We start from the raw sequence: 19,979 nt of genomic DNA on the forward strand, positions 1-19,979 counted from the left end.
TGTCGCCCTCCCACCCGAAACGCACGCCCAGGGCCTGACCTTTTGCAGGCTCCCCATGACATGGAATATCCCGGCAATCTCTTCGTCGTCGCCGCGCCCAGCGGCGCGGGCAAATCGAGCCTCGTCAAGGCCCTGCTGGAACTGGACGCCAAGCTGGCCGTCTCGATCTCCCACACCTCGCGCGCGCCGCGCGGCCAGGAGCAGCATGGCCGCGAGTACTGGTTCATCTCGCCAGACGAGTTCCGAGCCATGGCCGGGCGCAGCGAGTTCTTCGAGTGGGCCGAGGTGCACGGCAACCTCTATGGCACCTCACGCGCCGGCATCGAGGAGCGTTTGCAGCGGGGCGAGGACGTCGTGCTGGAGATCGACTACCAAGGCGCGCTGCAGATCAAGCAGCTCTTCCCCTATGCCGTGCTGATCTTCATCCTGCCGCCCAGTTGGGACGAGTTGCGCCTGCGCCTGAACCGGCGCGGCGACACCGAGCCCGAGGTCATCGCCAAGCGCATGAACAACGCGCGCATCGAGGTAGCCCAGGCCCGGCACTTCGATTTCGTGGTCGTGAATGCGGTGTTCGACACGGCCGTCTTCGACCTGAAAACCATCGTCCACGCGCAACGGCTAAAATACGCGGCTCAGCGCCGAAACCGCTCGGCCGTCTTTCAGGCGCTCGATCTGCCCTGATCGCGCACATCACAAGGAACACCATGGCCCGCATCACCGTCGAAGACTGCCTGACCAAGATCCCGAACCGCTTCCAGCTCGTGCTGGCTGCGACCTACCGCGCCCGCATGCTGAGCCAGGGTCACAGCCCGCGCATCGAGAGCAAGAACAAGCCCGGCGTGACCGCACTGCGCGAGATCGCTGCTGGCGAAGTCGGCGTCGAGATGCTGCGCAAGGTCCCGGTCTAAGCGACCAGACCTTCCCTGCTGACGGGCGCCACGCGGCGCCCGTTTGCATTTCGGGCCTCAACCCCGAGCCTCGGGCCGGCCCTGTGACATGCGCGGCAGCCCGGCCCGCAGACCAGCCAAGGTACTTCTTGAGCGAGGAGCGCCGACGACGGCATCGGATAAATTCGGGCCATATGGCCCAACGCTCTCTCACTGCCTGGTTCACGCTGCCCGGTCTGCGCCCGGCGGCTCCGCCGACGCCGGCGGAGGCAGCCTCCTTCGACGCGCTCGCCCCCAAGCTCGGCTATCTCAGCAAGGCCGAGGTCAAGCGCGTGCGCGAGGCCTACAAGTTCGCGGACGAAGCCCACCTGGGCCAGAAGCGCGCCACTGGCGAGCCCTACATCACCCACCCCATCGCCGTCGCCGGCATCTGCGCCGAATGGCGGCTGGATGCCCAGGCCCTGATGGCGGCGCTGATGCACGACGTCGTGGAGGACTGCGGTGTCTCCAAGACCGAGCTGATCGAGAAGTTCGACGCGACGACGGCCGACCTCGTGGACGGTCTGACCAAGCTGGACAAGCTGCAGTTCTCCACCAAGGAGGAATCGCAGGCAGAGTCCTTTCGCAAGATGCTGCTGGCGATGGCGCGCGACCTGCGCGTCATCCTCATCAAGCTCGCCGACCGCCTGCACAACATGCGCACCATGGGCGCCATGGCACCGCACAAGGCCCGCCGCATCGCTCGCGAGACCTTCGACATCTACGCCCCGATAGCGCACCGCCTGGGCCTGAACCAGACCTTCCGGGAGCTGCAGGACCTGTCCTTCCAGTACTTTCACCCCTGGCGTTACTCGGCCCTCAGCAAGGCGGTCGCCAAGGCCCGCGGCAACCGGCGCGACCTGGTGTCGCGCATCGAGGGTGAGATCCGTGCGGCCTTCGCCAAGGCCAGCCTGCGCGTCGAGGTGCAAGGGCGCGAGAAGACCGTCTATTCCATCTACAAGAAGATGCGTGAGAAGGGGGGGCTGTCCTTCGCCCAGGTCAGCGACATCTTCGGCTTTCGCATCCTGACGGAGGAGCCGCTGCAGTGCTACACCGCACTGGGCGTGCTGCACCAGCTCTACAAGCCGCAGGCAGGCCGCTTCAAGGACTACATCGCCACGCCCAAGGACAACGGCTACCAGTCCCTGCACACCACGCTGATGGGGCCGCTGGCCACGCCGCTGGAATTCCAGCTACGCACCGAAGGCATGCACCAGATCGCCGAGCAGGGCGTGGCCGCGCACTGGATCTACAAGAGTCGCGGCAAGCAGGCCTCGTCGCTGATTGCCCAGCAGGCCAACGCACGCTGGCTGCAGAGCCTCATCGACATCCAGGACGAGACACGGGACGCCAACGAGTTCCTGGAGCACGTCCGGATCGACCTGTTCCCGGACTCGATCTACGTCTTCACGCCCAAGTCCAAGATCATGGCCCTGCCCAAGGGTGCGACCCCGGTGGATTTCGCCTATGCCATCCACTCCGACGTCGGCGACCACTGCGTCGCCGCGCAGGTCAACGGCGAGGCCGTTCCGCTGCGCGCTGAGCTGAAGAGCGGCGACATCGTCGAGGTCATCACCGCCCCCGGCGCCAGCCCCAACCCGGCCTGGCTGAGCTTCGTCCGCACGGGCCGCGCCCGCTCCAAGATCCGCCACTACCTCAAGGACCTGGAGCAGGAGGAGTCGCGCGAACTGGGCGAGAAGATGCTGGCCCAGGCCATGCGCGGCGAGGGCCTTGCCCTGCCCAGCCTGGAGCTGGACGATCCGGCCGCGCCGATCTGGCACGAGCTGGCCACCTGGGCCGGCAGCGCCAACACCGAGCAGCTGCTCATCGACATCGGTGCCGGCCGCAAGATCGCCGCCATCATCGCCAAAAAGCTGGCCAGGCTGATGGCCGAGCAAGGCCAGAGACCCGACGCGCTGGCGCTGACGCTGGGCCGCTTCGCGGCGGCCCCCGTCGAGCAGCGCGGCATCACTATCGACGGCAGCGAAGGCGCCTCGATTCAATTGGCCAGTTGCTGCCGCCCCATCCCCGGCGACGAGGTGCGCGGCTACCTGGGCCGCGGAGAGGGCCTGGTCGTGCACACCTGCGAATGCGCGGTGGGCCGGCGTCTGTTCCAACGCGATCCCGAGCACTGGATCCCCGTCGAATGGGCCGAGGAACTGGCGCGCAGTTTCGAGGCCGGCATCGCACTGCTCATGAGCAACGGCAAGGGCGTGCTCGCCCAGGTCGCGCAGGCGGTGGCCCAGGCCGAAGCCGACATCACCCACATCTCGATGAGTGACGAGGCGCAACTGCGCGAGACGGCCGAGATGACACTGCTCATCGCCGTGCGCGATCGCCTGCATCTCGCCGAGGTGCTGCGGGTGCTGCGTCGCACCGCGCCGGTGCAACGCGTCTGGCGCGTCAAACCCTAGCGCCTTCGTCAGCGGACAGTCGCTCGGCCGATCACGGCCGTGATTGTTTCTGCGCGCATCCGCGGGTTAACCAGTGTTTCTGGGCCCGATATTTCTTTTCGGGATAGCAAACAGGCCAAAACGAATTTCTCCCGGTTACGGCGGCTGCTTAAGGTCGCGCCGCGGCTCGGGAAGGGGCTCCCAACCACCCCTTCCAGGCCATTGGCGACCGACCCACAACAAGCCCGGAATTCCACCGGAGCGCGGAGAGACACGTGAACAAGTTCAGCAAGCCGGCGGTGGCAACCGCCGTTTCCATGGCCCTGGCCCTGTGGGCCCAGCAGGCCGCGATGGCCCAGGACGGCCCCCCCGCCGCGACGCCCGAAGCGGCCAAGGCCGAGGGCCCCCAACCCGACGAGGCCAAGGCGGCCGCACGCAAGCCGGCCGCCCCTGTGCAGGAACTCGAGACCGTGCTGGTCATCGGCACGCGCAAATCCCAGCAATCCGCCATCGACCGCAAGAAGCGCGCTGCAACCACCCAGGATTCCATCGTCGCCGAGGACGTCGGCGCCTTCCCCGACCGCAACATCGGCGAAGCCATCTCCCGTGTTGCCGGCGTAGCACTGGACCGAGGCGACTTCGGCGAGGGCGTGAACGTCTCCATCCGCGGCAACGGCCCGGAACTGACCCGCGTCGAGATGGACGGCATGGCCGTGCGATCCGGCGCCGGCACCGACCTGCTGGGCGGCGGCGATGGCCGCGGCACGGAATTCCGCGAGTTGTCCTCCGACCTCATCAAGAGCGTCGACATCGTCAAGGGCTCCACAGCGGCCATGGTGGAGGGTTCGCTGGGCGGCGGCGTCATCATCACCACTCGCACCGGCCTGGACTTCGACAAGCCCTACTACTCGTTCAAGACGGAGCTCACCCGGAGCGATCTGAACAAGAAGACGACGCCCAACTTCAATCTCGTGGTGGCCGACAAGTTCCTGGACAAGCGCCTGGGCGTCATCGCCAACCTGAACCGGTCGTACTACAAGAACGAGCAGCACGGCATCGCGCAGGGCGGCAGCAACAGCTGGGAGGGCCTGTCGCGCTCGGCGGACTTCGACAACTCGCCCGAAAAGACCTTCACCTTCAACCCGTCGACGCTGTTCGGTGACACCATCAACACGCCGATCAACTCCGTCGCGCTGACCGGCGGCGGCGTCTTCAACTCAGCCACGCCAGTGGAGCTGCTGACCAAGTCGGCCTCCGCCCAGTCCAAGGCGGACTGCTTCACCCTGTTCCCGAATCTGACCCAGGCGCAGACCGACGCCATCAGCGGGACGACCAACCGCACGAATGCCTACACGGCACGCCAGAACGAGCAACTGACCTGCCTAAACCAGTGGAACGACTACTCTCCCTCGAAGACGGTCGGCTTCCGCTACACCGTCAAGAGCCAGGACGACAAACGCCGCGGCGGTGACATCCGCCTGGACTTCAAGGTCAACGACAAGCTCACTGTCTTCGGCAAGTTCGCGCGCAGCGAACGACATGTCGACGACACCGTCGGCTTCCTGGGGGTGGGCAGCACGCCGACCTTCAACGCAGCGGGCAGCTTCACCGACAACACCGCAGCCAATCAGCGCTCGCTGGCTAATGGCGTCAGCGGCTCCTTGCTGCCCAGCTACTCCTGGCGCGCCAGCAATGCACCGCTGGTCTACGGCACGACGACCAACATCCTGCCCGGCTACACGGTCGACGCCAAGCACCACCTGACAAGCTACACGACGGACGGCGGCATCCTCACGACCGACACCATCTTCAGCTCCATCGACACGACCAACAAGACGCTGACCGCGGGAGGCGAATACCGGGATGGCCGCTTCAGCGCCAACTTCATGGCCGGCTCGACCAAGTCGACGGCGCTGCGCTATGACCGCCGCGCGTCCTACAGCTACAACTACGGCAAGGCCACCTACTCGCTGCAGGACAACGGTCTGTGGGCGTTCACGCTGCCCGACGGCACGAACAACATCAACCAGTTCAACTATGCCGCCTACTCGACGCTGAACCCCGCGGTTCTGCAGGCCGCGACCTCTGCGTCCGCAACCCAGTTGGTGGGAACGCCGGCCTACTCGGCCGCCCAGCGTGCGCAATACACCAACAACTTGCTGCTGCAGGTCATCCGCTCGTTCGACAGCGAAAGCTCCGAACGCACCGCCAAGGCCGACTTCGCCTACAACCTCGTGGACAAGGTGCCCTTCCTGACCTCGCTGAAGGCAGGCTTCAACTTCCGCGACACCGGCGGCAAGACCTGGTCGGGCGCGGGGGGCACGCTGCAGGAGCCCGTCGGCACCTTTGGTGCGGCGGGCTTCAAGTACGGCGTCTACATGCCGCAGGTCAACACGCGCTGGAACGTCATCGGCTGCGAGAACACGGCCGGTTCTGTAGCCCCTGGCGGCCAGCCCTGCGCCTACGGCTACGTGCCCAACGGCAACGTGCTCAACGCCGGCATTGGCGGCACACCGGCCGGCACCACGACACTGACCCAGTCGCAGTACCAGCAACTGATCCAATCGACATTGACGCTGAATCCGGCGGCCCAGTTCTACGGCGGCTCCAAGGACCGCCCGGCCACGCTGCTCAACGGCTGGAACCAGATCGACATCGACAAGCTGTTCCAGCTGGCCGGCATCCCGGTGCGCTTGGACTGCTTCCGCCATTGCACGGCCACGGACGGCAAGGTCTACGACATGCCCTACTCCAGCTTCCGTGAGAAGTCCACGGCGGCGTACCTGATGGAGGAGTTCGAGATCCCGCTGTGGCGCGGCATGGAACTGGCCGGCAACGTAGGCGCTCGCGTCGTCAGGACCGAAGTGGAGGCGAGCGGCTTCATGGCCTTCCGCTCGATTCGAAAGAACCCGGACTGGCACCCCATCGACAATCCCAACGCCGTCTCAAGCTACGTGGTCAGCCAGAACACGGCGATCAAGGACAGCGCCACGGACGTGATGCCCTCGCTGAACCTGGCCCTCTGGCCGATCGAGGACAAGCTCGCGCTGCGCTACGCCATCGGCCGCACCGTCGCACGGCCTCCCATCTCCCGGCTGTTGCCCAGCGGCACCTGCACGATCAGCCAGGTCGTCGAGGAAACCGAGCCTGACGACCAGGGCAACTCGCCCAACCAGACCTGTTCGGGCACGATGGGCAACCCGGCGCTGAAGCCGCAGACCAACACCAACCAGAACCTGTCGCTGGAGTGGTATGCCAATCGCGACACCAGCATGTCGGTCAACGTCTTCCGCCAGCGCGGCCTGATCGGCGCACCCACCATCGGCGTGGTGCGCAACAACCAGCAGGTGTTCAAGAACAGCAACACGGTCGACCCGCAGACCGGGACGGCGCTGAAGGACTACGAGTTCTCGTACACCCAATGGGACAACGCCCCCCCGTCGACCCGCCGCGGCATCGAGTTTGGTGTGAAGACGGCGCTGACGTTTCTGCCGTCCGTCCTGCGCTACACGGGCATCGACGCCAACTACAGCCGCCTGCGATCCAGCCAGGGCATGCCGACGCTGGATCTGATCAGCGGCGACGTGCTGCCGGTGGTCAACGAGCCAAAGTACTCCTGGAACGCCTCGCTCTGGTATGACGACGGTGCCTTCCAGGCCCGCGTTGCGATGCAGGTCGTGGCCCCGCGCTACTACGTGTTCTCGCCGAACACAACCAGCAACCTGGGCGTGAACAACTATCCCTCGGTGGGCACCACCAGCTGGCGCACGGCCTACAACCCGGGCTACCCGCAATTCGGCAACAAGACCGCCTACGTCGACGCCAAGATGTCCTACCGCTTCAAGAACGGCTTGGAGATCTTCGCCGACGTGCGCAACCTGACGGGCGAACGCACGCAGAACTCGACAGGCGGCTATGAGGACTACGCCAACGGCATTCCGAATATCTACTCGGATGGCTACAACGGTCGCCGCTACACGATCGGCATGACGATCCGCAGCCCGCGCTAAGTCCGTACCGACAGGGAGAAACCCATGACCGGCTGCATCCGTCCTTTCTTCAACCGAAACTGGGCGGCGCAAGCCGGTCTGGCGCTCATCTGGGCCTTGCCACCCGCACATGCCCAGCAGGCCGCCAGTGCGCCTGCCGGGACATCCAACACGCTGGAGGCCGTCAAGGTGACGGGCCAGCGCAAGAACGGCGTCGACCCATCGGTGGTCACGGCCGCCAAGAGCAAGATCCTGTCGCGCAACTACGCCTCGTCCTGCGCCTTCATGAGCGGCTATTCCGCGGCCGAAGACGACGTCACGCTGGCCTACATGCGCGACTTCAACATGCTGGACAACCCGTCCAACGAGGCAGATCGCTTCAGCGACCTCAGCCCCGACGGGAACGCCAAGACCAACGACGTCGGCAGCGCCCTGGGCAACAGCACCGATACCGCTTCCGGCCTCGAGGCGCGGACTCCGGGCGTGGCGTGCTCGGGCGCTGACAGGCACTTCGCGGCCGGCCGCAATTGGATCGCCCGCAAGGACAAGTCGCTGGAGCAGGCCTTCGAGGCCTACGAGGCCGGCAACTACACCGAGGCGCGCACGCGGTTTGAGGAAGGCTGGCGCAAGCTCGGCTACGAAGAGGCGGCCATGATGCTGGGCCGCATCCACCTGCTGGGCTTGGGCACGCCGGCCAGCACCCCCAAGGCCATCGAATGGCTGCGCGAGGTCATCGACGCGCGCTACGACCCGGTCAGGGACCGCCTGAAGTTCGACCCGCAAATACCCGACAACATCAACACGCGCATCGAGGCGTCGCTGCTGCTGGCCCGCATCCACCTCACCGGCCAGGGCATCCAACGTGACCCCGTGCAGGCCTACAGATGGTGGAGCAAGGCGCTGGACTACGGGTTCGAGCCTGCCGGCACGCTGCTGGGCCAGGCTCACCTGAGCGGCATCGGCACCAAAGTCGACGTCAAGCCTGCGCTGGCCTACCTGGAGGCTGCCGGCGAAGCCGGCGACACGACGGCCCTCTACATGCTGGGCCAGCTCTATCGCCATCAATTGCCCAAGCAGCCGGCCGGCGTGCCCCTGGACCTCAACCGGGCCGGCGCCTACTTCGGTGCAGCCGCCAAGGCCGGTCATCTGCAAGCCACTTACGAGGCGGCCCGGATGATGGACCTGGGCGAAGGGACGGCCGCGCCGGCGCCCGAACGCGCCATCGTGCTCTACAAGGATGCCGCACTCAAGGGGCACCCCGACGCGCAGAACGCGCTGGCCACCTACTTCTACCGCGGCGAGGCAGTCGCCCAGAACTTCAACACGGCCCGCCAGCTTTTCCAGGCTGCGGCCCAGCGTCGCCAGCCGGACGCCATGTTCAACCTCGCCGTCATGCTGGCCCAGGGCCAGGGCGGAGCCAAGGACATGGCCGCCGCCTATGCCTGGTGCAGCCTCAGCAAGGGCCTGGGCCACGAGCAGGCCGCCGCCGCGCTGCCCGTGCTGGCCGCCCAGCTCACACCCGAGGAAAGAGCCCGCGCCGACGCGATGCTGAGGCCCACGCCGAAGAAGCCATCCTGAGCCTCGACACCGACGGCCCGGGCGGGTCGCCAGTCATCCGCCGGCCGGCGCCGGGTACGTGACCTCAACGACCTCGATCTTCTCCACGCCCACTGGCGTCACGAGGTTGAGCTCGTCGCCGACTCGTGCTTTCAGCAGCGTGCGCGCAATCGGCGAGACCCAGCTAACCTCACCGGCCAGGCTGTCGGCCTCGTCCAGTCCCAGGATGGTGATGGTCTTCTCCTCGCCTCTGGCGTTGGCATAGGTCACCGTCGCGCCGAAGTAGATCTGTTCGCTGCCGTGGTGGACGCTGGGATCAACGACCTCTGCGATGTCCAGCCGCTTGGTCAGGAAGCGCAGGCGACGGTCGATCTCGCGCAGCCGCTTCTTGCCGTAGAGGTAGTCGCCATTCTCCGAACGGTCGCCGTTCTTGGCAGCCCAGGACACCGTCTCCACCATCTTGGGCCGCTCCACGTCGATGAGCTGCATGAACTCCGCACGCAGCCGCGCGTAGCCTGCTGGCGTCATGTAGTTGCGCGTCCCGGCCGGCAGGCTCGGCAGCGAAGGGCCGTCGCCGTCGTCATCGTCGGCCGCGTCGGATTCCTTGGTGAAGGCCTTGTTCATGAGAGCATTGTCCAATGCAAGCCCCCTCCCCTGCCGGGCCGCTGACAGGCCTGCGCGTCATCGAAATGGCCGGCATCGGCCCCTGCCCGCTGGCCGGCATGCTGCTGGCCGATCACGGCGCGGACGTCCTCGTCATCGAGCGTCCGGGAGGCCAGGTGCTGGACACCGGCACCGCGCTGGAGCGCGGCAAACGGCGTTCCAGCCTGGATCTCAAGACGACCGAAGGTCTGGCCGAGGCGCGCCGGCTCATCTCGGGGGCGGACGCCCTCATCGAAGGCTTCCGCCCCGGCGTCATGGAACGCCTGGGCCTCGGCCCGGAGACCTTCGCCACCAGCCATCCCCGCCTCGTCTACGGTCGCGTGACGGGCTGGGGCCAGACCGGGCCACTGGCCCACGCGGCGGGGCACGACATCAACTACGTCGCGCTGACCGGGGTGCTGTCGGTAGCGGGTCGCGAGGGGGGCGTACCCAGCATTCCGGCCACGCTGATCGGCGACATGGGTGGCGGCGCGATGTTCCTTGCATTCGGGCTGATGGCGGCGCTGTGGGAAGCCCAGCGCAGTGGTCGCGGCCAAGTGGTGGACGCGGCCATGGTGGACGGCGTGGGCCTGATGTCGAGCCTGCTGCATTCGCTGCGCGCAGCGGGCCGCTGGAGCGACGCACCGTCACAGAATTTCTTCCTGCACAGCTCGCCCTTCTACGACTGCTTCGAATGCGCCGACGGCGGTCACGTGTCGCTGGGCGCGCTGGAACCGCAGTTCTATGCCGAACTGCTGCAACGCCTGGACCTCACCAACGTGGATCCCGCCACCCAACAGGACCACCGCCAATGGCCCGCACTGCGCGCCCAGGTGGCCGCGCGCATCCGTGAGAAAACCCGCGCCGAATGGACTGCCTTGCTGGAAGGCACGAATGTCTGCTTTGCGCCCGTGCTGACGCTGGCCGAGGCGCCGCTGCACCCCCATGCCCAGGCCCGGGGCAGCTTCACGAAGACCGACGCGGGCCACTGGCAGCCAGCCGCAGCGCCGCGGTTTTCCCGCGGCGGCTGAGAGGCTTCAGTTCACCCGGACTTTGTAGAGCAGCTTCGTGGTGCCCGCCAGGAAGTACAAGGTCTTGCCGGTGGTCAGCGCATCGGCAGCAGACACGTTACCCTCGACCGCGACAAAGGACTGGGTCTGCTGAGCATCCCAGCAATAGGTCTTGCCGCCAGCGCCGTAGAAGACGCGACCCGCCTCGTTGCCCAAGGGCCGGAAGCTGGCGCTCGTCGACAAGGTGCTGGTCCCGGTCGCCGTTGAAGCCTTGATGGAGAAGGAGTTCCCCGCCATGGCCTCCATCCATACCAGCACGCCATCCCTCAACGAGAAGTACGAGGCCAGGTTGGTCGTCACCACCGACACGGCGCCACCAGCGGCCGGTACCGACACGAGGGTGCCCTTGTCGCCGTCGTTCAGCGGACTCTGCATCCACGCCACCCGGGTGCCATCCGACGCGACATAGATGTCTTTGCGACTTCCGCTCGACAGGGTGACGGCGCTGCCCGTCGCCGCCGACCAGCGATAAACATCGAACGACTTGTACGCGTCACCCGAGTCCCCCCAATAGAACACGTTGAGCACCCCCCCGACCATCGCCATGTCGAAACGCAAATTGCCGACGGATGCGGCAGGGTCCGGCTTGATCTGTCTGTAGGTACCCGCGGCCACGTCATACAGCGTGAAGCTGAAAGCCCCGTTGGCCCAAAGGACGTAACCCGAACGCGCGATCGGGCTCTGTGGCGACTGGAACTGCGACCATGGATTGCCCGCGGCGAGGTCCTTGACGGAGCCGTCGCTGTCCCACTGATAGAGGCAGCCGTACGGGCACTTGCCGTCCGCGGTGTTCACGTAAATGCGCCCGTCGCTGATCAGCCCTTGCCCGCCTGGAACGTTGAGCCCACCGACCTGCAAGGTCAGGTCGGTGCCCACCGCCGTGTCGAGCAGATGCATGCTCTTGTCGCCGGCCATGTAGAGCACGCGATCACCCTCAACAGCCAGTAGTCGCGCATCCGCACCCAGCGACTTCACAGGCATGTACGCCAGTGCGGCGCTGGACGCCTTGATGATCTGCCGCTGCTCGGTCGTGGACACCCCAACGCTGTCGGTGGCCTTGACCGTCACCGTGTAAGCGCCAGGCGACAGCCCCGACACGTCGTAGCTGCCGCTGAAGGCCGGTCCCGTGCCCTGGATGATGGACAGGTCGCCCAGCCTGACGTCCACGGCGACGGCGCCGGCCCGGTCGGACGAGACCTGTCCCGACACGCTCAACTTGTCGTAGACGAAGCTGCCATCCAGCGGACCGTTGATCGTGAGCAGCGGCGTGTTGGCGACGGGCAGATTGACGCTCAACTCCTTGCTCAGGCCTTGGCCGTCCACCGCCACCACCTTCATGGTGTGTGCACCTGAACCCAGCGAGCGCCCGTCGACGATGAACTGGTAGTCGCGATAGGGTGGAGAGCAGCCGAAGCAGGCATTGGGGGCCGTCAGCGTGCCGAGCAACGCACCATCGACGCTGGCGGTGACGCTCGCGGTGCCGATCGGTGATTGGGCGAAGACTGTGACGGTGATCGCTCCCGATGTGCCCGAGACGTTGGCGGCCAAGGTCGTGAAGCTGGCATTCGCCACCGAGAGGTTGCGCTTCACGTCGACGGTACGGGTCCCGGCCAGCTGCAGGCGCGCCACCACCTGGCTCGTGCCGTTGGTGGCAGTGCCGGTGTCCCAGGCCACGCTGGCGCCGGTGCCGATCTGCTTCAGGTCGGCGTACCAGGTCACCTGCAGGCCTGCCACGGGGCCGGTAAGCGAGAGCGTGGTGGTGCCGGCCAGCGGCTCGGCCTTGTCGGCACTGATGCCGAGGCTGTCGACCCCCTGGGCCGTGACGGTCACGAGCGCCGGAGTGCTGCTCAGCCGGCCATCGCTGACGACGAGGCTGAGCACGTAGGCGCCTGCAACGTCGGGCACGAAGCTGGCCTTGTCCGTCGTGGACGTGGTCAGCGAGGCGGCGTTGACTGCGCTGCCCTCCGGCTTCGACGCCACGCTCCAGGCGTAGGTGATCGGATCGCCGTCGGCGTCTGCGCCGGTACCACTGACCTGGACGGTGGCACCTGCCAGCACCGTCTGAGCGGCCCCCACCGTGGCGGTGGGGGCGGTGTTGGGCCTGGTGGCTACGCCATCGCCGCCGCCGCCGCAAGCCGTCAGCGCAGTCATGACCAGAACGCCGGCAATCGCCCTGAAACCAATCCAATTCATAGGCATATACGCCCTCCCTCATGCGGCGCTATTTTGCAGGCCTGACTCACCAACTGCATGAACAAGCCACCGATGCACGTCGCTGGCGTGCAAGGAGCTGCACCGGCCAGAGAACGATGCATCGGTGGCGCCTCGTTGTGCAGATCGCCCCAGTGCTGGCATGGTCCCGTTCGCACGCCCGACCGAGCAGCCCCCCACTGCTCGCGTCGCGGCCGCAGGTTCACTTTCTGGAATACTGACCCTATCAACCCCTGGAGATCCATCCGATGAGCTCTCTTCGCGCCATCGTCACGGCAACCGATTTCTCGGCACATTCGAGGCATGCAGCGCAGCGGGCCGCCTTGCTGGCCCGGGCGACTGGTGCCGCCGTGACACTGGTGCACACGGTCGGCGGTTCGGCCCTGGAGGATCTGCGCCGCTGGCTCGCCGACGACAGCCAGGCCGCCAGCGCCATCGAGGCCGACGCAAGCACGCGCCTTCAGGAGCTGGCGGCGGAACTGGGGCAGGCCCAAGGCCTGAAAGTCGGCACCCACCTGAGCATCGGCCATCCGGTGGAACAGGTCACCCGACATGCGGACGACATCGATGCAGACCTGCTTGTCACCGGGACCCGCGGCGCCGGGTTCTTCCGCGGCGTGGTCGTCGGGTCCACCGCCGAGCGTATCGCCAAGCGCTCCGCGCGGCCGGTGCTGATGGTGCGCCAGCTGCCCCACGAACCCTACCGCCGCATCCTGGTGCCGGTGGACTTCTCCGACTGGAGCCTGGCCGCGATCCGGCAGGCACAACGGCTGGCTCCCCAGGCCACGCTCGTGTTGATGCATGCCGTGGAGGTGCCCTTCGAAGGCAAGATGCGTCTGGCCGGCGTGAGCGGTGACATCGTCACGCACTATCAGGACGCCGCGCGTCGCGAGGCGCAACAGCGGCTCAGCGCGCTGGCCGCCGAAGCCGGGTTGGGCGCCGACCGTGTGTGCCTGAGCACCCCCAGCGGCGGCGACCCCTGGATGTTGATCGTTCAGGAGGAGCAGGAACGCGACTGCGATCTCGTCGTCATCGGCCGCCAGGGCCGGCATGCACTGGACGAGTTCCTGCTCGGCAGCACCACGCGCATGGTCATTGCCGATGGCGCCGCTGACGTGCTGATCTCCTGCCGCCGTCCCGACTGATTCCGGCTTCCTGCGCCTTGCCGCGAGGGAGCGAAAGTAGACTCCGCGGCAATGTCGCTCCTCCTGCTTCTCTTTCTGCCCTTCATCGGCAGCGCCGTCGCCGCGCTGCTGCCGACCAACGCCCGCAATCTTGAATCACTGTGGGCCGCCGCCATTGCGCTGGTGGTGGCCCTTCAACTGGCCTCGCTATATCCGGACATCAATGCCGGCACGGTGATCTCCGAACGCCTCGCGTGGCTGCCCAGCTTGGGCATCGACGTCGTCGTGCGTCTGGACGGCTTCGCGTGGATGTTCGCGATGCTAGTGAGCGGTATGGGGTTGCTGGTCATCGTCTACGCCCGCTACTACTTGTCGGCCGACGACCCGGCCGCGCGCTTCTACTCGCTGCTGCTCGGTTTCATGGGCGCCATGCTGGGCGTGGTCGTGTCCGGCAACCTGGTGCAGCTGGTGGTGTTCTGGGAACTGACCAGCGTCTTCTCCTTCCTGCTGATCGGCTACTGGACGCACCGCAAGGACGCGCGCCGCGGCGCCCGCATGGCCTTCACCGTCACGGCCACGGGCGGGCTGGCGCTGCTGGCTGGCGTGCTGTTGCTGGGGCACATGGCCGGCAGCCTCGAGCTCGACGCCGTGCTGCGGGCGGGCGATGTGGTGCGCGCGCATCCGCTCTATCCACTGGCGCTGGGCTTGGTGCTGCTGGGCGCACTGACCAAAAGCGCACAGTTCCCCTTCCACTTCTGGCTGCCGCACGCGATGGCGGCGCCCACTCCGGTATCGGCCTACCTGCATTCGGCCACGATGGTGAAAGCCGGCGTGTTCCTGCTGGCGAGACTTTGGCCTGTGCTGTCCGGCACCGACGCCTGGTTCTGGATCGTCGGCGGGGCGGGGCTCGTCACGCTGCTGCTGTGCAGCTACGTGGCCATGTTCCAGAATGACCTCAAGGGGTTGCTCGCCTACTCCACGATCAGCCACCTGGGCCTGATCACGCTGCTGCTGGGACTGAACAGCCCGCTGGCCGCCGTCGCCGCGGTCTTCCACATGATGAACCACGCGACGTTCAAGGCCTCGCTGTTCATGTCGGTGGGCATCATCGACCACGAAACCGGCACGCGCGACATGCGTCGACTCGACGGCCTGTTCCGCTTCATGCCCATCACCGGCACGCTGGCGATGGTGGCCTGCGCAGCAATGGCCGGCGTGCCGCTGCTCAACGGCTTCCTGTCCAAGGAAATGTTCTTCGCCGAGACGGTGTTCGTCAGCGCCCATCCGGCCATCGAGTACGGCCTGCCGGCCGCCGCCACGCTGGCCGGCGTGTTCGCGGTGGTCTATTCGCTGCGCTTCGGCCACGACGTGTTCTTCGGCCCGCCGCCCACCGCATGCCCCCGCCGCCCGCACGAACCGACGCACTGGATGCGAGTGCCGGTGGAGCTGCTGGTGCTCGCCTGCGTCATCGTCGGCACGTTGCCCGCCTGGTCCATCGGTCCGGTGCTGGCGCTGGCCGCACAACCCGTGGTGGGTGGCACGCTGCCCGAGTACAGCCTGGCGGTCTGGCACGGCTTCAACACGCCGCTGTTGATGAGCGCAGTGGCAACCCTGGGTGGCCTGCTCGTCTACCTGCGTTTCGCTGAGAGCTTCAAGCGCCGCCAGGAGCGCAGCGCGCCGCTGCTGCAGGGTCTGGACGGCAAGCGCCTGTTCGAGACCGGCCTGGCCCGCATTTCGGCCGGCGCGCGCTGGCTGATCCGGTTGCTCGGCACCCGCCGACTGCAGCCGCAGCTGTTCGCGATGGTGGCGATCGCCGGCCTGGCGGGCCTGGGCTCGGCACTCATCGTGCCACTGACCTGGGGTGACCGTGCCCGCGTGCCGGCCACCCCCGAATTCGTGCTGCTGTGGGTGATCGCTGGCGCCTGCGCCATCGGCGCCGCCAAGCAGGCCAAGTTCCACCGCCTCGCGGCGCTGACGATGCTCAGCGTCGTCGGCCTGGCGCTGTGCATCACCTTCGCCTGGTTCTCGGCGCCGGACCTGGCGTTGACGCAGCTTGCGGTCGAGGTCGTCACGCTGGTGCTGTTCCTGCTGGGCCTGCGCTGGCTGCCCAGCCGCGTGGAGCAAGACGATCCGCGCACCGCCGCGCGCGGCGCGTGGCGCCGGGGCCGCGACCTCGTGCTGGCCGTGGCCATCGGCGTGGGCCTTGCGGCGCTGTCGTACGCGCTGTTGACTCGCCACGCCCCGCTGTCCATCTCGCCCTTCTTCCTGGAGAAGGCGCTGCCCGAGGGAGGTGGCACCAACGTGGTCAACGTGATGCTGGTCGATTTCCGCGCCTTCGACACGATGGGCGAGATCACCGTGCTTGGCATCGTCGGCCTGACCGTCTACGCGCTCCTGCGGCGCTTCCGCCCCGCGCAGGAGGCCATCGAACCGACGGCGCAGCAGCGCGCCCCCGTAGAGGCCACGGGCGAAGACCTGGTCGACCGCGATGGCGACGGCGATGCCCACCTGCCGCCCTATCTGGAGGTCCCGGCCGTGCTCGTGCGCCTGCTGCTGCCAGTGGCTGGATTGTTCGCCTTCCACCTCTTCATGCGCGGCCACAACGAGCCCGGCGGCGGCTTCGTCGCCGGCCTGGTGGTGGCCATCGCCTTCATCGCACAGTACATGGTCAGCGGCACGCGCTGGGTCGAAGCCCGCCTGCACCTCGTGCCGACGCGCTGGATCGCCACCGGCTTGCTGATTGCGCTGGCCACCGGCCTGGGCTCGCTGGCACTGGGCTATCCCTTCCTGACCACGCACACCGCTCACGTGACCTGGCCGCTGGTCGGCGAAGTGCACCTGCCCACGGCGGCCCTGTTCGACCTGGGCGTGTTCACCGTCGTCGTGGGCTCCACGCTGCTGCTGCTCATCGCTATCGCCCACCAGTCGCTGCGGGCTCACCGTCGCCGGGGGCTGGCGGCTGCCGAAGGGAGGGACGACTGATGGAAGGGGTGATCTCGATCGCCATTGGCGTGATGGCCAGCGCCGGCGTGTGGCTGGTTCTGCGACCGCGGACCTTCCAGGTGCTGATCGGCCTGGCCCTGTTGTCGTATGCCATCAACCTGTTCATCTTCAGCGTCGGCAGCCTGGCCGTCGACCGCGAGCCCATCGTGCAGCCGGGCCTGGCCGCCGACCTGGCGACCTACTCCGACCCGCTCCCGCAGTCACTGGTGCTGACGGCCATCGTCATCGGCTTCGCGACGACGGCACTGTTCCTCGTCGTGCTGCTGGCCCTGCGCGGCCTATCCGGCGGTGACCATGTTGACGGTCAGGAGGAGCGCCCATGACGGTGACACCCGACAAGCTGCTCGTCGCGCTGGTGCTGCTGCCGCTGGGCACGGCCGCAATGATGCTGCTGCTGGGCGATGGCCGGCGCGCGCTGAAGGCTGTGGCCAACGTGCTGTCGACGACGGCAGGCCTGGCCATCGCCGTGAGTCTGCTGCTGGGCGTGGCCGAACGCGACGCCCCGACGGCCTTCGCGATCTACCTGCCCGGCAACTGGTCCGTCCCCTTCGGCATCGTGCTGGTCGCGGACCGGCTGTCGGCGCTGATGGCGGTGCTGACCGGCTGCGTCGGCATGGCCGCGCTGCTGTACGCGCTGGCGCGCTGGCAGCACGCCGGTGTGTACTTCCACGTGCTGTTCCAGCTGCAGCTGATGGGGTTGTACGGCGCCTTCCTGACCGCCGACCTGTTCAACCTCTTCGTCTTCTTCGAGGTTTTGCTGGCTGCGAGCTACGGCCTGCTGCTGCACGGCGGCGGCGGAGCGCGGGTGCGCGCCGGGCTGCACTACATCGCCATCAACCTGGTCGCCTCGCTGCTATTTCTGATCGGCGTGGCTGTGCTCTACGGCGTCACCGGCACGCTGAACATGGCGGACATCGCGCAGAAGCTGCCCCTGGTGCCTGTGAGCGACCGCGGCCTGCTGCACGCTGGCGCCGCCATCCTCGCCATCGCCTTCCTGGCCAAGGCCGGGCTGTGGCCGCTGAACTTCTGGCTGCCGCCCGCCTATGCCGCGGCCAGCGCGCCTGCCGCGGCCGTGTTCGCCATCCTGACCAAGGTGGGCGTCTATGCAGTGCTGCGGCTGTGGACGCTGTGCTTCCCAGGTGACGCGGAAGCCGCCGCATCCGCCGGCTTCGGTAGCGGCGTGCTGGTCTGGGGCGGCATCATCACGCTGGCCTTCGGGGCGCTGGGCATGCTGGCCTCGCAGCAGTTGGCCAGGCTGGCAGGGTATGCGGTCATCACGTCTTCCGGCACGCTGATCGCGGCCATCGGTTTCGACGCGCCGGCCCTCAGCGCCGCCGCCATCTTCTACTTGGCCAGCTCCACGCTGGCGGGCTGCGCGCTGTTCCTGCTGGTAGAGCTGCTGGAGCGGGCGCGCCAGGTCGAGGTCGGCCCGCAGCAGATGGACGACGGCAACGATGCGCTGCCGTTCTTCCTCGACGCCGAGCCCCCCGCCGGCACCAACCTCGACGACAACGAGGAGGCGCTGATCGGCCGCGCGATCCCCGCGGCGTTGGCCTTCCTGGGCGTGGCCTTCATGATCAGCGCGCTGGTGACGGCCGGGCTGCCGCCACTGTCCGGCTTCGTGGCCAAGCTGGCGATGCTGTCGGCGCTCCTGGACATGAGCCGACCGGCCGCGTGGACCCTGTTCGCGCTGCTGATCCTGTCCGGCCTGTTCGGCGCCATCGCGCTGATGCGCGTGGGCGTGCGGCACTTCTGGACTTCGCAGGATCGCCCTGCGCCACGCCTGCGCGTGATCGAGACCCTGCCGATCGCCGGTCTGCTGGCGGCCTCGGTGGCCCTGGTGCTTCAGGCCGAGTCCGGCCTTGACTATGCCCGCGCCGCGGCCAACTCTCTGCACGAGCACCGGCTCTACATCGACGCCGTGATGGGCGTCCGCCCCATCGTGCGTGACGTGGAGGCCACGCCATGAAGCGCCTGTTGCCATCGCCCTGGCTGTCGCTGGGCCTGCTGGGCGGCTGGTTGCTGCTGACGCGCACCTTCAGCCTTGGCCAGTTGCTGCTGGGCGTGCTCGTCGCGGTGGTGATGCCGCTGCTCATGGCCCCGCTGCGCCCCCGCCCTGGTCCGCTGCGCCACTGGGGGGTGCTGGCCCGGCTGATCCTGCGTGTCGGCGGGCACGTCGTGCGGTCGGCGCTGATCGTTGCGGCCGGCGTGCTGCGCGCCAAGAAACGCCCGCCGCACGGCAGCTTCGTCACCGTGCCGCTGGATCTGCGCGACGAACATGGGTTGGCCGCCCTGGCGATGATTACCGCGGTCATCCCGGGCACCGTCTGGTCGGAACTCGCGCCCGACCGCAGCGCGCTGCTGATCCATGTGTTCGACCTCGACGACGAGGCCGCCTTCATCCACCACTTCAAGGCCGACTACGAGTGGCCGCTGAAGGAGATCTTCGAATGAGCGCCGTGCTGACGCTGGCCATCACTGCCACACTGATCCTGTATACCACCGCCATGGGCATCGCCCTGGTGCGCCTGTTCCGCGGCCCCTCCGCGCAGGACCGCGTGATGGCGATGGACTTCGTCTACGTGGTGGGCATGCTCGTGATGCTGGTGCTGGCCATCCGCTACGACAGCGAGATGTATTTCGAAGGCGCGCTGCTGATGGTGCTGTTCGGCTTCGTCGGCTCGGTGGCGATGGCCAAGTTCCTGCTGCGCGGCGAGGTGATCTGACATGCCCGTATTGGCTGACATCCTGGTGGCCGTCCTGCTGGTGGGCAGTGGCCTTGTCGTGCTCGTGGCCGCGCTGGGGCTGTGGCGGCTGCCCGACTTCTTCCTGCGCATGCATGCGCCGGCGCTGGCCTCCACGCTCGCAGCCTGGCTGGTCACCTTCGCTTCCATCGTCCACTTCAGCACCCGGGGCGCCGGCCTCGCCCTGCATGTGTGGCTGATCATCATCGTGCTGTCGATCACGGCGCCGGTGACGACCATCGTGCTGGCCCGGGCCGCACTGTTTCGCCGCCGCCAGGCGGGTGACGCGCTGCCCGCGCCGCTGCAGCCGCGCCCGTGAG

General features: G+C 67.4%; 15 protein-coding genes. 13 read left to right on the top strand and 2 right to left on the bottom strand.

Going from position 1 to position 19,979, the window contains the following annotated elements; genetic code table 11:
- Positions 1 to 60 precede the first annotated feature (60 nt).
- The 5 genes from gmk (at position 61) to VGF12_RS03585 (ending at position 8,886) form a co-directional block, all read left to right on the top strand.
- Positions 61 to 681 (top strand): guanylate kinase, encoded by a 621-nt coding sequence (gene gmk / locus VGF12_RS03565; protein WP_331174674.1) that lies wholly within the window; start codon positions 61 to 63, stop codon positions 679 to 681.
- 23 nt (positions 682 to 704) lie between these two features.
- Positions 705 to 908 (top strand): DNA-directed RNA polymerase subunit omega, encoded by a 204-nt coding sequence (gene rpoZ / locus VGF12_RS03570; protein WP_268166323.1) that lies wholly within the window; start codon positions 705 to 707, stop codon positions 906 to 908.
- 173 nt (positions 909 to 1,081) lie between these two features.
- Positions 1,082 to 3,340, top strand: coding sequence for a bifunctional (p)ppGpp synthetase/guanosine-3',5'-bis(diphosphate) 3'-pyrophosphohydrolase (locus tag VGF12_RS03575; RefSeq protein ID WP_331174675.1), 2,259 nt, complete (start codon positions 1,082 to 1,084; stop codon positions 3,338 to 3,340).
- Positions 3,341 to 3,594: 254 nt separating this feature from the next.
- A complete protein-coding gene (locus VGF12_RS03580) occupies positions 3,595 to 7,329 on the top strand; it encodes a TonB-dependent receptor (protein WP_331174676.1) in 3,735 nt (1,244 codons plus the stop codon).
- A 24-nt stretch (positions 7,330 to 7,353) separates the two neighbouring features.
- A complete protein-coding gene (locus VGF12_RS03585) occupies positions 7,354 to 8,886 on the top strand; it encodes a tetratricopeptide repeat protein (protein WP_331174677.1) in 1,533 nt (510 codons plus the stop codon).
- Between the two features lie 33 nt (positions 8,887 to 8,919).
- Here the strand turns inward: VGF12_RS03585 and greB are convergent, their stop codons facing one another.
- Complete coding sequence (gene greB / locus VGF12_RS03590; protein ID WP_331174678.1) at positions 8,920 to 9,489, bottom strand: transcription elongation factor GreB; 570 nt, start codon at positions 9,487 to 9,489, stop codon at positions 8,920 to 8,922.
- 14 nt (positions 9,490 to 9,503) lie between these two features.
- Between greB and VGF12_RS03595 the strand changes: the two genes are divergently transcribed.
- Positions 9,504 to 10,538 carry a CaiB/BaiF CoA-transferase family protein gene (locus VGF12_RS03595; protein ID WP_331174679.1) on the top strand — a complete coding sequence of 345 codons (1,035 nt, stop codon included), beginning with the start codon at positions 9,504 to 9,506 and terminating at the stop codon, positions 10,536 to 10,538.
- Between the two features lie 6 nt (positions 10,539 to 10,544).
- Here VGF12_RS03595 and VGF12_RS03600 read toward each other — a convergent pair whose 3' ends face one another.
- Complete coding sequence (locus VGF12_RS03600; RefSeq protein ID WP_331174680.1) at positions 10,545 to 12,728, bottom strand: PKD domain-containing protein; 2,184 nt, start codon at positions 12,726 to 12,728, stop codon at positions 10,545 to 10,547.
- A 308-nt stretch (positions 12,729 to 13,036) separates the two neighbouring features.
- Between VGF12_RS03600 and VGF12_RS03605 the strand changes: the two genes are divergently transcribed.
- From VGF12_RS03605 to mnhG, 7 genes are read left to right on the top strand one after another with little or no spacing between them, the layout of a single operon-like run.
- Positions 13,037 to 13,933, top strand: coding sequence for a universal stress protein (locus tag VGF12_RS03605; protein ID WP_331174681.1), 897 nt, complete (start codon positions 13,037 to 13,039; stop codon positions 13,931 to 13,933).
- A 51-nt stretch (positions 13,934 to 13,984) separates the two neighbouring features.
- Positions 13,985 to 16,894, top strand: a complete 2,910-nt coding sequence (locus VGF12_RS03610; RefSeq protein WP_331174682.1) for a monovalent cation/H+ antiporter subunit A — start codon at positions 13,985 to 13,987, stop codon at positions 16,892 to 16,894.
- The gene (locus VGF12_RS03615; protein WP_331174683.1) at positions 16,894 to 17,238 is read left to right on the top strand and encodes a Na+/H+ antiporter subunit C; all 345 of its coding nucleotides are present in this window, start codon (positions 16,894 to 16,896) and stop codon (positions 17,236 to 17,238) included. The genes VGF12_RS03610 and VGF12_RS03615 overlap by 1 nt, the downstream gene beginning before the upstream one ends.
- On the top strand, positions 17,235 to 18,884 hold the full coding sequence (locus VGF12_RS03620; protein WP_331174684.1) for a monovalent cation/H+ antiporter subunit D: 1,650 nt from the start codon (positions 17,235 to 17,237) through the stop codon (positions 18,882 to 18,884). The genes VGF12_RS03615 and VGF12_RS03620 overlap by 4 nt, the downstream gene beginning before the upstream one ends.
- Positions 18,881 to 19,369: a Na+/H+ antiporter subunit E gene (locus VGF12_RS03625; protein ID WP_331174685.1), complete on the top strand. Its 489-nt coding sequence runs from the start codon at positions 18,881 to 18,883 to the stop codon at positions 19,367 to 19,369. Before VGF12_RS03620 ends, VGF12_RS03625 begins: the two co-directional genes overlap by 4 nt.
- Positions 19,366 to 19,641 (top strand): K+/H+ antiporter subunit F, encoded by a 276-nt coding sequence (locus VGF12_RS03630; protein WP_331174686.1) that lies wholly within the window; start codon positions 19,366 to 19,368, stop codon positions 19,639 to 19,641. The genes VGF12_RS03625 and VGF12_RS03630 overlap by 4 nt, the downstream gene beginning before the upstream one ends.
- Before the next feature lies 1 nt (position 19,642).
- Entirely contained in the window at positions 19,643 to 19,978 is a 336-nt protein-coding gene (gene mnhG, locus VGF12_RS03635) for a monovalent cation/H(+) antiporter subunit G (RefSeq protein WP_331174687.1), read from the top strand.
- The last annotated feature ends 1 nt before the right edge of the window (position 19,979 follow it).

The sequence above is a fragment of the Roseateles sp. genome, from assembly GCF_036404855.1.
In the GTDB taxonomy this organism is placed as follows: Bacteria; Pseudomonadota; Gammaproteobacteria; order Burkholderiales; family Burkholderiaceae_C; genus Pelomonas.

Excerpts from the sequence above, each read along its gene's own strand:
- VGF12_RS03620 (WP_331174684.1), top strand. The coding sequence starts at position 17,235 with ATGACGGTGACACCCGACAAGCTGCTCGTCGCGCTGGTGCTGCTGCCG.
- VGF12_RS03575 (WP_331174675.1), top strand. The coding sequence starts at position 1,082 with ATGGCCCAACGCTCTCTCACTGCCTGGTTCACGCTGCCCGGTCTGCGC.
- VGF12_RS03610 (WP_331174682.1), top strand. The coding sequence starts at position 13,985 with ATGTCGCTCCTCCTGCTTCTCTTTCTGCCCTTCATCGGCAGCGCCGTC.
- VGF12_RS03605 (WP_331174681.1), top strand. The coding sequence starts at position 13,037 with ATGAGCTCTCTTCGCGCCATCGTCACGGCAACCGATTTCTCGGCACAT.
- VGF12_RS03630 (WP_331174686.1), top strand. The coding sequence starts at position 19,366 with ATGAGCGCCGTGCTGACGCTGGCCATCACTGCCACACTGATCCTGTAT.
- mnhG (WP_331174687.1), top strand. The coding sequence starts at position 19,643 with ATGCCCGTATTGGCTGACATCCTGGTGGCCGTCCTGCTGGTGGGCAGT.
- VGF12_RS03595 (WP_331174679.1), top strand. The coding sequence starts at position 9,504 with ATGCAAGCCCCCTCCCCTGCCGGGCCGCTGACAGGCCTGCGCGTCATC.
- rpoZ (WP_268166323.1), top strand. The coding sequence starts at position 705 with ATGGCCCGCATCACCGTCGAAGACTGCCTGACCAAGATCCCGAACCGC.
- VGF12_RS03585 (WP_331174677.1), top strand. The coding sequence starts at position 7,354 with ATGACCGGCTGCATCCGTCCTTTCTTCAACCGAAACTGGGCGGCGCAA.
- VGF12_RS03625 (WP_331174685.1), top strand. The coding sequence starts at position 18,881 with ATGAAGCGCCTGTTGCCATCGCCCTGGCTGTCGCTGGGCCTGCTGGGC.
- VGF12_RS03615 (WP_331174683.1), top strand. The coding sequence starts at position 16,894 with ATGGAAGGGGTGATCTCGATCGCCATTGGCGTGATGGCCAGCGCCGGC.
- gmk (WP_331174674.1), top strand. The coding sequence starts at position 61 with ATGGAATATCCCGGCAATCTCTTCGTCGTCGCCGCGCCCAGCGGCGCG.
- VGF12_RS03600 (WP_331174680.1), bottom strand. The coding sequence starts at position 12,728 with ATGACTGCGCTGACGGCTTGCGGCGGCGGCGGCGATGGCGTAGCCACC.
- greB (WP_331174678.1), bottom strand. The coding sequence starts at position 9,489 with ATGAACAAGGCCTTCACCAAGGAATCCGACGCGGCCGACGATGACGAC.